This is a genomic window from Halorubrum sp. SP3, assembly GCF_005435195.1.
GTDB classification, from domain to species: domain Archaea; phylum Halobacteriota; class Halobacteria; order Halobacteriales; family Haloferacaceae; genus Halorubrum; species Halorubrum sodomense.
Genome location: NZ_SGTU01000002.1, coordinates 252,885 through 263,637 on the forward strand (window position 1 = coordinate 252,885; position 10,753 = coordinate 263,637).

A 10,753-nucleotide genomic window follows, 5' to 3' on the forward strand; every position below is an offset into this window, starting at 1 on the left:
GCGGAGGGGGTCTGAAGGCGGCCGGATTGCCTCCGGGGAAACGCTTTCCACGGTAACCGCGCACAGCTATCACATGGACCTCGAGATAGCGGGAAACGCGGCGCTCGTCACGGCGTCGTCGAGCGGACTCGGCAAGGCGTCGGCGAAGGCGCTCGGCCGCGAGGGCGTCGACGTCGTGATCAACGGCCGCGACGAGGAGCGGCTGGCGGACGCCAGATCGGAGATCGAATCGGTCGCGACCGGCGAGGTCGTCTCCCAGTCCGGCGACCTGACGGACCCGGACGACGTCGAGACGCTCGTCGAGACGACCGTCGACGAGTTCGGCGGGCTCGACCACCTCGTCACGAGCGCGGGCGGCCCGCCCTCGGGAGCGTTCTTAGAGACGGACGACGAGGACTGGGAGGAGGCGTACGAACTGCTCGTGATGAGCGTCGTCCGACTCGCGCGCGAGGCCGAGCCGCACCTCCGCGAGGGCGACGGCGGCACCATCGTGAACATCACCTCTCGGAGCGTGAAGGAGGCGCTCGACAGCCTCGTGTTGTCCAACGCCGTCCGGATGGGCGTGATCGGACTCGAGAAGACGCTCTCGAAGGAGTTCGCGCCCGAGATCCGAGCCAACGCCGTGTTACCCGGGCCACACGAGACGTCTCGCATCCGCGATCTCGTGAACGACGCCGTCGACCGAGGCGAGTACGACTCCTACGAAGAGGGGCTCGACGAGTGGGCCGGCAATCCCCTCGAACGCATCGGTGACCCGATGGAGCTCGGGAACACCGTCGCGTTCCTCTCGTCCCCGAAGTCTGGGTTCATCAACGGCACCGCCCTGCCGATCGACGGCGGCGCCACGGGCGCGAACCTATGAAGTCGGTCCCGTTCGACGAGGCCGAGACGTACGAGCCGGAGGCGGGCTGGCGACGGGTGTCGATGGCGGGCAGCGACCGCTTCTCGTTCGAGTGGTTCGAGAAGCCGCCGGATCACTCCTCGCCGCTCCACGACCACGAGAACGAGCAGGTGTGTCTCTGTCTCGACGGCGAACTGACCGTCGTCACCGACGACGAATCGGTGACGCTCGGCCCGAACGACTCCGTCTACCTGGAGCCGAACGAGCCGCACCGCGTCGAGAATACCGGCGACGAGCGGGCGGTCGGGCTCGACGTGTTCGCGCCCGGACGCTCGTTCGACTTCTGGACCGACCGCGAGGAGTGACCCGATCGTGAACGGGGGACTCGTCGCGTGAAGTACCTCGCACGCTCCGCGACCGGCCGACCGCTGCTCGGTGACGACGAGGGGTACGTGCCGCTGGCGGCGGCGGAGCCGAGGGCGGGAACCGTCCGCGACGCCCTCCCGCTGGCGGCCGCGGGCGACCTCCCGAGCGTCGACGACGCGCCCGCCGAGCGCGTTCCGACCGAGAACCTGACGTTCGGGCCGCCGCTGGAGCGGTTCGGGAAGCTGTGGGGGATCGGTCTCAACTACGCCGACCACGCCGGCGACCTCGACGAGGAGCGGCCGGACGAGCCGGCGAGTTTCACCAAGCCGTCGACGGCGCTCACGGGGCCGGGCGGCCCGATACGTCTCCCGCCGAGCGAGCAGAGCGAGCGCGTCACCGCGGAGGCGGAGTTGGGGGTCCTGCTGGGTCGCGAGTGCCGCTCCGTCGCGACCGAGACCGTGAGCGACGTCGTCGCCGGCTACCTGCCGGTCATTGATATGACCGCCGAGGACGTGCTCCGACGGAATCCAAGGTTCCTCACGCGCGCGAAGAGCTACGACACGTTCCTCGTCGTCGGGCCGGCGATCGCGATCCCCGACGGATCGGTCGACCTCTCGAACGCGACGGTGACGACGACGGTCAACGGCGAGGTCGCGGCCGAAAACGAGGTGCGGAACATGCTGTTTCCGCCCGCCGAGATCGTCTCGTTCCACTCCGAGGTAGCGACGCTGCGTCCCGGCGACCTGTTCAGCACCGGGACCCCGGGCGCGGCGCCGATCGAACCCGGCGACGAGGTGCGCGCGACCGTCGAGTCGATCGGCTCCGTGTCGGCGTCGGTGACCGGGCGGCGGTCGTGACCGGAGAAGGGGTCGTCGCGGATCGGTGATCGGCCGCCGACGGCGAGCCGCCGTCGCCGTATCGGAACGAGCCGAGAGGAAGAAATATATACAACGGTACGCCTGCCGTCTCCGATCGCTTCTGATCTCCGAGGATCCACGAGGGTCCACCGAACGGGCCGTTTCATCCGTCTAAACCCGTTTTCGGGCGGCTCTCGTCTGTTTTCTGTCAATCAGTACACGATATATTTATATACTCTCGCGACTAACTACACGTTAACAGACTGGCGATTCGCGGACCTCGCTGTATTTTCGTCGGGGGATCGTCGGAGCAGATTCATGACAGAAACAGACACCTACAGCGACGGCGGGACGGAACGAGAGCGGCTAGCGGATCCCAGCGACGCGTCCGCGAGCGGAGAGCGCACGCGAACCGAGCCGGACCGGACGGGCGAGGAGTCGACGACCGTCGAGGAGACGACGGGCGAGAGCGAGCGGACCACGACCTGCCCGGAGTGCGGCGGCCAGCTCGCGACCGACACGGAACACGGCGAGACGGTCTGTAGCGACTGCGGGCTCGTCGTCGAGGCGGACTCGGTCGACCGCGGGCCGGAGTGGCGCGCGTTCAACGCCGGCGAGCGGGACAGCAAGTCCCGGGTCGGGGCCCCGACGACGAACATGATGCACGACAAGGGGCTCTCGACGAACATCGGCTGGCAGGACAAAGACGCCTACGGCAAGTCGCTCTCGGGGCGACAGCGACGCCGGATGCAGCGGCTCCGCACCTGGAACGAGCGGTTCCGCACCCGCGACTCCAAGGAGCGCAACCTGAAGCAGGCGCTCGGCGAGATCGACCGCATGGCCAGCGCGCTCGGCCTCCCGGACAACGTCCGCGAGACCGCCAGCGTCATCTACCGCCGCGCGCTGGGCGAGAACCTCCTGCCCGGTCGCTCCATTGAGGGCGTCGCGACCGCGTCGCTGTACGCCGCCGCCCGGCAGGTGGGTAACCCCCGAAGCCTCGACGAGTTCACGGCGGTCTCGCGGGTGGAGAAGATGGAACTCACGCGGACGTACCGCTACGTCGTCCGCGAACTGGGCCTGCGCGTCCAGCCCGCGGATCCGACGAGCTACGTTCCCCGGTTCGTCTCGCGGCTCGACCTCTCGGACGAGACCGAGCGGCGCGCCCGCGAACTGCTCGACGACGCAGCGAGCGCGGGGATTACGAGCGGCAAGTCGCCGGTCGGACTCGCCGCCGCTGCCGTCTACGCCGCCGCGCTGCTCACCAACGAGAAGGTGACGCAGAGCCAGGTCTCCGACGTGGCCGACATCTCGGAAGTCACCATCCGGAACCGGTACAAGGAACTGCTCGACGCGAGCGGCACCGTGAACGCCTGATCCGGCACACGACCGATGTGGCGCGCGGAATCGACTCGCTACCCCGGCCGCCACACACGTTTTTAACGCGGCCCGCTGTACGGGGTGACATGGTTGACGCGTTCGTCAGACTCGTCTGTCCGGAGTGCGGCAAGAACTGGCAGGACAATCCCGCCGACCTTCAGGACCTTCGGTCTAACTTTAGCTGTTCGGCGTGTCACGCGACCCGACGCTTGACCGAGTTCATGCGGACGGAGCGCGACCTCGAAGCCGTCAGGCAGTTTCAGTGAACCGGTCCGCCGATCTCGTCGGATCGAGTCCGGCGATCTCCTAGTGCGTCCGTCGGCCGTTTTTGAGCGTCCGTCGGGCGTCTTAGAGTCCGTCGGCCGTTTTTGAGCGTCTGTCGGCCGCGATCGTCGATCCCGCGTCGTCGGAACGTTCGAAAACGATCCCGATCGATCTATCGAGAAACCGCGTTATCGCCCCGCTACTCACGGAATACGTGAACAGTGTGGTAACGTTACTCAAGATAGTAATATAAACCTCCGGTAGCAAAGGACTGGTACTCATGAAGAAGCAGGAGCTCATCCATCTTCACGGTCTCCTCGCGGAGGTACGAAAACAGTGCGAGTTCTGGGACGACGATGTCGACCTCGAGGCCTACGAGGAACTGGGCGTCAAACCGACATCGATTCACAAATCGAAGACCGACCACAAAGCGGCCGTTTTCAAGCTGACCGAGGGAATCACCGAGCCGATGGAGTCGTCCGAATCGGAGCCGCTGGCCCCGACGGCCGACTGAGACGTCTACTGCGTACTGCTCCTCGTCGACCGACCCGATCCGCGCGTAGCGCAGCGACCGCGTTCGACTATCCGTCGTCGCGTTCCACGTCGCCCCGTTCTACGTCGCCCCGTTCTACGTCATCGCGTTCCACGCCGTCGCGTTCTTCGCCGTCGCGAGACGGGAGCTCGTCGTCGCGGTCGGCGTCGTCGCCCGTCACAGACCGTCCGTCCGCGGTCGCGGATTCCTCGGCCCGGTCGCTCTCCTCGGGATCTATCTCGGTGACCGACAGCACCGTGAGCGGGATGTTCCGGAGGCGCTTGCCGATCTCCTTGCGCGCGACGCGGCTGGCGTGTTCGTCGCGGTCGACGTTGAACACGTCCATCTGAAGCTCCAGGGCGACGAGCGCCTCGTCGGCCGCGACGAACGCCGGGTCGAGCTCCTCGCCGCTCGGCGACGTCCGCGTTCCGGTGTCTATCTCGACGTAGTTGAGGTCCGGATTGAGCATCTCTCCGGTCTTCGAGATGGCGATCCGGACCGCCTCGTCGGCGGTCTCCACGTCGTACACCGGGACCGCGGCCTCGACGACGACTCGACAGTCCATCACGGGCAAGAGTACCACGCGAGCGAGTATCAAACTTCGGCCGCGGCCGGGTCGCGGAGGCCGGTCCGGTCGGTCCCCGACGATCGCGCCGGTCACTCGCCGCCGGCGCGGAGGTAGTAGAACACGTACGTCTGAGCGTAGCCGGCGTACTCGCCGCCGAACCGCTCGCGGATCGCGCGGGAGGTCGCCGCGTAACTCCCGCGGTCGCAGTCGGGGTAATACTCCTCGATGGTGGTGTGGATCCAGGTGTCCAGCGGGACCGCCTCGAGGAAACCGAGCGAGAACAGCAGCACGCAGTCCGCGACCTTGTCCCCGACGCCGACGAATCGCTTGAGCGACTCGCGGGCCTCCTCGTAGGGGAGGTCGGCCGCCTCTCGCGGATGGGCCTCACCGCTCGCGACCATCTCCGCGGTCCGCCGAACGTAGGGGGCGCGGTAGCCCAAGGAGAGGTCGCGAAGTTCGTCCTCCGTGCGCGCGGCCAACCGCTCGGGCGTGGGGAAAGCGCGGTACGCCCCGTCGCCGAGCGCGACCGCGTCGCCGTACGTCTCCCGGAGTCGCCGCTGCATCCCGTGGATGCGAGCGACCCGCATCTGCGCCGAGCAGATGAAGGAGATCAGGCAGGGGAAGGCCGGGTCGCGGGTCAGCCGCATCCCCTCGTAGGCGTCGTACGCGCGCTCCAAGAGAGGGAGGTCCGGGGTGGCGTCGAGGATTTCATCGAGGTCGTCGTCGAGCCGGAGGAGGTGGGTCAACAGCGGTTCGGCGTCAGTCGACGCCTCCCAGCGGAGCGTGCCGTCGTGGACGCCGCCCTCCTGTCGGACCCGAACCGCGACCCGCTCCTCGGTCACCTCAGGGATTGGATCGACGACGGTCTCGTACCACGCGTCGCCGCCGTGAGCGTGGAGTTCGTCGTACGTGTCGCCGTCCGCGCGGTTCCAGAGGTAGCTCTGGCCGCTCTCGAGGGTCGCCTGTAAGTCGAACGGTCCAGCCAGGTCGCCGACGTCGATCGCCCCGCGTTCCATCGTCTCCAGTCACGGTGCGCGCAGGCATGCGGGTTTCGGTCTCAAACCGCCGCCGAGGACGGCTTTTTGTCCACCCGCGCCCTACCGGACGTATGCCGACGTACAGGCGGACGACCCGGGTGCCGGCCCCGATCGAAGACGTGTGGGAGTTCCACTCCACGGTCGACGGACTGCGAGAACTCACTCCGGACTGGATGCGCCTCCGCATCGGCGGCGTCGAGGGGCCGGACGGCTCGCCCGGCCCCGAGGTCCTCCTCGCCGGATCGACGATACGCATGTCGATCCGCCCGTTCGGGGCCGGTCCGCGTCAGCGGTGGACCTCCCGGATCGTCGAGCGGGAGCCCGAGGGAGAGACGACGCCCGAGCGCTCCGCCCGGTTCGTCGACGAGATGGAAGACGGACCGTTCCGTCGCTGGGAACACACGCACGCGTTCTACGCCGACGGCGAGGAGACCCTGCTCGTCGACACGGTCGCGTATCGACTGCCGCTCGGACCGCTCGGCGACGTCGCGGGCCCGGCGGCGAAAGTGGGATTCGAGGGGATGTTCCGCGACCGACACCGGCGGACGGTCCGGCGGTTCTCGGAGCACTGACCCGGCTGTAGCGCCCGCGACCGCGAGTCCGGGTTCCTACGTCGACGCGACGGGAGCCGCGTCGCTCCCGAAGGTGAGCTCGAAGACGGCGCCGTCGTCGTTTCGAGCCTCGATTTCCCACTCGTGCGCCTCGACGATCCGGTCGACGATCGCCAGCCCGATCCCGGAGCTGTCGGCCGAGGAGACGCCAGAATCGAAGACCGCGTCGGCGACTTCGACCGGGATTCCGGGACCGTCGTCCGCGACGTACATTCCGTCGACGCCGTCGTCCGTGGTGATCGGACCGACCTCTACCGCGATGTCTCGACCGCCGTGGTCGATCGCGTTCCGGAAGAGGTTCTCGAACGCCTGGCGGAGCCGGCTCGGATCGGCCTCGACGTGGCCGACCTCGTCCGCGATCGTGAGTGCCGCGTCCGGCGCACGTACCGACTGCCACGCCTCCTCCGCGACGGCCGCGATCGGAACCGGCTCCGTCTCGCCGATCGCCTCGCCGCGTCGCGCGAGCATGAGGAGGTCGTCGATCAGCGTCTCCATGCGGTCGACCGCGCCGCTCATGGCGTCGTAGCGCGACGGCGTAAGCTCGTCCTCGGAGAGCGACAGATAGCCCGAGAGCACGTTGAGCGGGTTCCTGAGGTCGTGTGAGACGACAGCGCTGAACTGTTCGAGCTGTTCCGCCTGTCGGCGGAGCGCTGCCCGGCGGTCGTTTCGCGCGATCGTGTGTGCGACCAGATCCCCGAGGGTGCGGTACAGATCGATTTCGTCCTCCGTCCAGACGCGGCAGTCGTCGGACTCGAACGCGACGATTCCGCTCAGTTCCCAGTCGACGACGAGCGGGACGTGAACGGTCGCCGGCGGCCCCCCGACCCCCGTCTCGGCCGCCTCGCCGTCGAAGTCCGCGGCGGGGGCCGCGGCGCGCGCGACGTTGCCGAACGTCGACAGTCGCTCCGACCCCGGAAAGTCCTCGAACGGTCTCGGCGCCGGATCGAATCCGTGAGGAGACCAGCCGTACGCGGGGACAAACCGGCCGTCGTCCTCTCGATAGCAGACGATCCGGTCGAGATCGGCGTGTTCGCCGACGTTCTCCATCGTCCACTCGATCTTCGTCTCGACCTCGTCGGTGCGAGTGCTCATCAGCGTCGTTCCGGCGTCGAGCAGCACCTCCGAGAGACGGGCGACGTCGTCGTCTCCCAGTCGGACGCGGTCGGGGTTCACCCGACTCGCGAGACGCTTTGCGAGGGGGTCGGAAGCGTCGACCTCGGTGGGGCCAGTCGCTTCGACGTCGACCACGTCGTCCACGCCGGCCGACAGTAGCCCTCGGATCGCCGGCGTCGCGGGGTCCTCGACGAGCCCGATCACCGGTACGTTCGACGGGAGCGCCGCGAGCCGCTCCGTCACGGCGTCTTCGCTCGTCGCCGCAGCGGTGACGACGACGCCACACGCGGCGTTCAGGTGCGCCTCGTCTCCCCCCTCCGCGCCGATGCCGATATCGATCGGAGAGAGCGTTCGAAGCGCCGGTCCGTTCGGCCCCTTCCAAGCGGCGTCGACCGCCCGGGACACGCGCTCGCCGGCGACCCGGTTGTCGCCCACGAACGCGACGACCGTTCGCCGGTCCATACCCGATCCGATCTCTCGGAGGGTTTCAACGTTTACCCCAAAATATCGGCGCTGAAAACGCTACGCCCGGTTCGCGGTCGCGGTGACGTAGATACCCGCGAGGACGACGCACCCGCCGGCGACGGTGGCCGGCGTCGGCGTCTCCGAGAGGAACGCGAAGGCGAGCAGCGTCGCGCCGACCGGTTCCCCAAGCAGCGAGACGGAGACGACGCTCGAATCGAGATGCGCGAGCGCCCAGTTGAGGACGGTGTGACCGAGCAGTCCCGGTCCCGCCGCGAGCCCGGCGAACAGGAGCCACTCCCGCGGCGGGTATCCGGTGAGCGAGTGTCCCGCCGCGAGGACGAACGCGAGCAGAACGACCGCGCAGACGCCGTACACGACGGTGACGTACGGGACCAGCGAGATGCGCTGGCGCAGCGAGCGCCCGGCCAACACGTAGCCCGCGGCGGCGACCGCGCCCGCAAGCGCCAGCGCGTTCCCGTACAGCGGCCGGGGACCGACCGCCACGCCGCCGAGGAAGTCGCCGACCGACATGGCCGCCATCCCGCCGACGGCGACGGCGATGCCTCCGGCCATCCGACGCGTGACGCGTTCGCGCAACAGCAGCCACGCGCCGAGCGCGACGAACACCGGTTGCGCCTGGACGAGCGTCACGCTCGCGGCGACGCTCGTCCAGCGGAGGCTCTCGAACCAGGCCGCGAAGTGGACCGCGAGCGCGACCCCGGACAGCGCCGCGAACGTGAGGTCTCGGGGCCGGATCCGAGCTAACTCCCCGCGGTACCGCCACGCCGCGATCGAAGCCAGCGGCAGCGTCGTGAACAGCACCCGATAGAACGCGGCGACGGAGCTCGGCGCCTCGCTCAGGCGGACGAGGACGGCACCCGCGCTCACGGCGGCGACCGCGGCCGCCAGCCCCGCCTTCGGTGACACCGCTGGCTTCGAGGTCATCGAGCGTCGCGGTCGTTCGCGCGGCGGGGGCTTACCGGTTTCGAGAGCGCACCGAGGCGACGAGGTCTTCACCTGGCCGGCGTCCGAGATGCGGGCGACGCCGACGGTGATTTCACTCCGCGACGCGAACGACGGCTCATGTGTGCGGACACGTTTGGCGTCGGGATCCGCGTCGCCGAGACGGAACTCCGCGTCGTCGTCGGCGTCCCCTCCGACATCGACGCCGGATGGACCGACCCGGAGACGTTCCAATCGCTCGTCGCGGAGGCCGTGTGGGAACGACTCGACCGACGCTCGACCCTGGAAGCCGTCGCCGCTCGGTACGACACGGGCGAGACGGCCCCCCTCGGGAGCGTGACGCTGGAGCCGGACGGCACCGTGGTACAGGCCGACCTCGACCGCCTCGCTGAGTCCGACGGTCGAGACGACACGGAAGGGTAACGGATCGAGTTCCCCACGAGTCACGTCAGTCGTCAGCGACGCGCGCCGCGAGCGCGGCGCCGACGGCCCAGGTCCGTTCGGGTCGGTAGGCGGTGAGATCGTATCGGGTCGGCCCCACGGTGTCGCCCCAGGTTTCGAGCGCGTCGAGCGCGACCAACCCCGACAGCGTCGCTCCCAGCGTTCGCGGCGTCGTCTCCGGGGCCGGCAGCACGGCGTGGACCTGCTTCGACTGCGGATAGTTGCGATCGCACGTCTCGATACCCCGTGTGGCCTCGGCCCAGTGGCGCCGAACGTACCCGAACGTCGTGGGATCGTCCCGATAGAGCCGCTCGACCGCCGCTACCGCGTCGTCGGCACCGACGACCGTGTCGACGCGGCCGCCGACGCGCGACAGCAACTCCGCGGACCCCTCGAAGGAGCATCCCATCGCGATCTGACCCGTTCGTCCCTCGAACCGGTCGAGCAGCCCGTCCGCGAACGCGGCCGCGGAATCGACACCACCTCGAGCGGCGACGGGCGTGAGGTCGTCGATCAGTACGTCGACCGTTCCCGGGGGAGCGCCCGCAAGATGGTCCGCAACGGCGTCGAGAACGCGCTCACCGTCAGCGGTACGGCCGAGCACCGTGTGCGCGAGTCCGCCGCTCGGCACCACCTGTGTCGACGCGACGGCCCCGCTCCGGGCGATGTCGCTCGCGTCCACCACCGCCTCACGATTCGGTGGCCCCGCCGGGGTTCGATCCCAGCCGCTTCGCCAGGCCTCGACGTCCGTTCCGAACAACACGGACACGACACGGTCCGAGGTAATCCCGTCGCGAACCGACGGGCGATCGCCGCAGAACAGGCGTGTCGCGGTGTTCGTGCCGTTCGGTCCCTCCATGATACGTTAGCTTCACCGACAGAACTGATAAACTTACGGATGATTCTATCAGTACTGATATGACTTCCGACGAGGAGACGGCCGATCGGCCGTACGCGGTTCGGAGAACCGGTACTCGCTGCCGGGCGGGGTCGCCGCGGAACCGAACGGTCAAGCCGACTGACGGCAGCGCTCGTCGCGGCCCAGCAGACGGCGGTCGGGTGCGGTTGCTCTGTGTATGAAAACAGCCCACGGACGTGCGGTCCGTGGGCTTGGGTGGGAGATCACTCCCGTATGAGTGGGCAGGCGGCGACTCGTGGTTCCCAGAGGATCGCTCACTCCAGTACTTCACGATACGCTGGTGGGCTTAACTTCCGTGTTCGGAATGGGTACGGGTGTTCCCCCACCGCTTTGGCCGCCTTTATGCCGACTCTCGGACTCGAACCGAAACCCTCTCTCGTCGCGCTCTCGAGCGAGGGA

13 protein-coding genes and 1 rRNA gene are annotated in these 10,753 nt (G+C 68.5%); 8 read left to right on the top strand and 6 right to left on the bottom strand.

Annotated features, from left to right (window positions below):
- The first annotated feature begins 73 nt into the window (after positions 1 to 73).
- The 6 genes from EXE42_RS02625 (at position 74) to EXE42_RS02650 (ending at position 4,219) form a co-directional block, all read left to right on the top strand.
- The gene (locus EXE42_RS02625) at positions 74 to 862 is read left to right on the top strand and encodes an SDR family oxidoreductase (protein ID WP_092923157.1); all 789 of its coding nucleotides are present in this window, start codon (positions 74 to 76) and stop codon (positions 860 to 862) included.
- On the top strand, positions 859 to 1,206 hold the full coding sequence (locus EXE42_RS02630; RefSeq protein ID WP_092923160.1) for a cupin domain-containing protein: 348 nt from the start codon (positions 859 to 861) through the stop codon (positions 1,204 to 1,206). The genes EXE42_RS02625 and EXE42_RS02630 overlap by 4 nt, the downstream gene beginning before the upstream one ends.
- Before the next feature lie 27 nt (positions 1,207 to 1,233).
- A complete protein-coding gene (locus EXE42_RS02635; protein WP_137705839.1) occupies positions 1,234 to 2,064 on the top strand; it encodes a fumarylacetoacetate hydrolase family protein in 831 nt (276 codons plus the stop codon).
- Positions 2,065 to 2,382: 318 nt separating this feature from the next.
- Entirely contained in the window at positions 2,383 to 3,438 is a 1,056-nt protein-coding gene (locus EXE42_RS02640) for a transcription initiation factor IIB family protein (RefSeq protein WP_092923165.1), read from the top strand.
- A gap of 89 nt (positions 3,439 to 3,527) precedes the next feature.
- Positions 3,528 to 3,707 carry a hypothetical protein gene (locus tag EXE42_RS02645; RefSeq protein WP_092923168.1) on the top strand — a complete coding sequence of 60 codons (180 nt, stop codon included), beginning with the start codon at positions 3,528 to 3,530 and terminating at the stop codon, positions 3,705 to 3,707.
- A 278-nt stretch (positions 3,708 to 3,985) separates the two neighbouring features.
- The gene (locus EXE42_RS02650) at positions 3,986 to 4,219 is read left to right on the top strand and encodes a UPF0058 family protein (protein ID WP_004598519.1); all 234 of its coding nucleotides are present in this window, start codon (positions 3,986 to 3,988) and stop codon (positions 4,217 to 4,219) included.
- 67 nt (positions 4,220 to 4,286) lie between these two features.
- Here the strand turns inward: EXE42_RS02650 and EXE42_RS02655 are convergent, their stop codons facing one another.
- Entirely contained in the window at positions 4,287 to 4,802 is a 516-nt protein-coding gene (locus EXE42_RS02655; protein WP_092923171.1) for a DUF555 domain-containing protein, read from the bottom strand.
- A gap of 92 nt (positions 4,803 to 4,894) precedes the next feature.
- On the bottom strand, positions 4,895 to 5,821 hold the full coding sequence (locus EXE42_RS02660; protein ID WP_137705840.1) for a DNA-3-methyladenine glycosylase: 927 nt from the start codon (positions 5,819 to 5,821) through the stop codon (positions 4,895 to 4,897).
- 92 nt (positions 5,822 to 5,913) lie between these two features.
- Between EXE42_RS02660 and EXE42_RS02665 the strand changes: the two genes are divergently transcribed.
- Positions 5,914 to 6,414 carry an SRPBCC family protein gene (locus tag EXE42_RS02665; protein WP_092923176.1) on the top strand — a complete coding sequence of 167 codons (501 nt, stop codon included), beginning with the start codon at positions 5,914 to 5,916 and terminating at the stop codon, positions 6,412 to 6,414.
- A gap of 36 nt (positions 6,415 to 6,450) precedes the next feature.
- On the opposite strand, the gene EXE42_RS02670 is transcribed toward EXE42_RS02665, so the two are convergent.
- Positions 6,451 to 8,028, bottom strand: a complete 1,578-nt coding sequence (locus EXE42_RS02670; protein ID WP_137705841.1) for a HAMP domain-containing sensor histidine kinase — start codon at positions 8,026 to 8,028, stop codon at positions 6,451 to 6,453.
- Positions 8,029 to 8,088: 60 nt separating this feature from the next.
- The gene (locus EXE42_RS02675) at positions 8,089 to 8,976 is read right to left on the bottom strand and encodes a DMT family transporter (RefSeq protein WP_137705842.1); all 888 of its coding nucleotides are present in this window, start codon (positions 8,974 to 8,976) and stop codon (positions 8,089 to 8,091) included.
- A 138-nt stretch (positions 8,977 to 9,114) separates the two neighbouring features.
- Here EXE42_RS02675 and EXE42_RS02680 point away from each other — a divergent pair, with 138 nt between their 5' ends.
- Complete coding sequence (locus EXE42_RS02680) at positions 9,115 to 9,417, top strand: hypothetical protein (protein WP_092923185.1); 303 nt, start codon at positions 9,115 to 9,117, stop codon at positions 9,415 to 9,417.
- A gap of 25 nt (positions 9,418 to 9,442) precedes the next feature.
- Here the strand turns inward: EXE42_RS02680 and EXE42_RS02685 are convergent, their stop codons facing one another.
- Together EXE42_RS02685 and rrf are read right to left on the bottom strand one after the other, a co-directional pair.
- Positions 9,443 to 10,117 carry a hypothetical protein gene (locus EXE42_RS02685; protein ID WP_092923312.1) on the bottom strand — a complete coding sequence of 225 codons (675 nt, stop codon included), beginning with the start codon at positions 10,115 to 10,117 and terminating at the stop codon, positions 9,443 to 9,445.
- A 457-nt stretch (positions 10,118 to 10,574) separates the two neighbouring features.
- Positions 10,575 to 10,696, bottom strand: a 5S ribosomal RNA gene (rrf, locus tag EXE42_RS02690).
- Between the last annotated feature and the right edge of the window lie 57 nt (positions 10,697 to 10,753).

Coding starts and splice junctions, on each gene's coding strand:
- EXE42_RS02625 (WP_092923157.1), top strand. CDS start 74: ATGGACCTCGAGATAGCGGGAAACGCGGCGCTCGTCACGGCGTCGTCG.
- EXE42_RS02630 (WP_092923160.1), top strand. CDS start 859: ATGAAGTCGGTCCCGTTCGACGAGGCCGAGACGTACGAGCCGGAGGCG.
- EXE42_RS02640 (WP_092923165.1), top strand. CDS start 2,383: ATGACAGAAACAGACACCTACAGCGACGGCGGGACGGAACGAGAGCGG.
- EXE42_RS02645 (WP_092923168.1), top strand. CDS start 3,528: ATGGTTGACGCGTTCGTCAGACTCGTCTGTCCGGAGTGCGGCAAGAAC.
- EXE42_RS02650 (WP_004598519.1), top strand. CDS start 3,986: ATGAAGAAGCAGGAGCTCATCCATCTTCACGGTCTCCTCGCGGAGGTA.
- EXE42_RS02655 (WP_092923171.1), bottom strand. CDS start 4,802: ATGGACTGTCGAGTCGTCGTCGAGGCCGCGGTCCCGGTGTACGACGTG.
- EXE42_RS02660 (WP_137705840.1), bottom strand. CDS start 5,821: ATGGAACGCGGGGCGATCGACGTCGGCGACCTGGCTGGACCGTTCGAC.
- EXE42_RS02665 (WP_092923176.1), top strand. CDS start 5,914: ATGCCGACGTACAGGCGGACGACCCGGGTGCCGGCCCCGATCGAAGAC.
- EXE42_RS02670 (WP_137705841.1), bottom strand. CDS start 8,028: ATGGACCGGCGAACGGTCGTCGCGTTCGTGGGCGACAACCGGGTCGCC.
- EXE42_RS02675 (WP_137705842.1), bottom strand. CDS start 8,976: ATGACCTCGAAGCCAGCGGTGTCACCGAAGGCGGGGCTGGCGGCCGCG.
- EXE42_RS02680 (WP_092923185.1), top strand. CDS start 9,115: ATGTGTGCGGACACGTTTGGCGTCGGGATCCGCGTCGCCGAGACGGAA.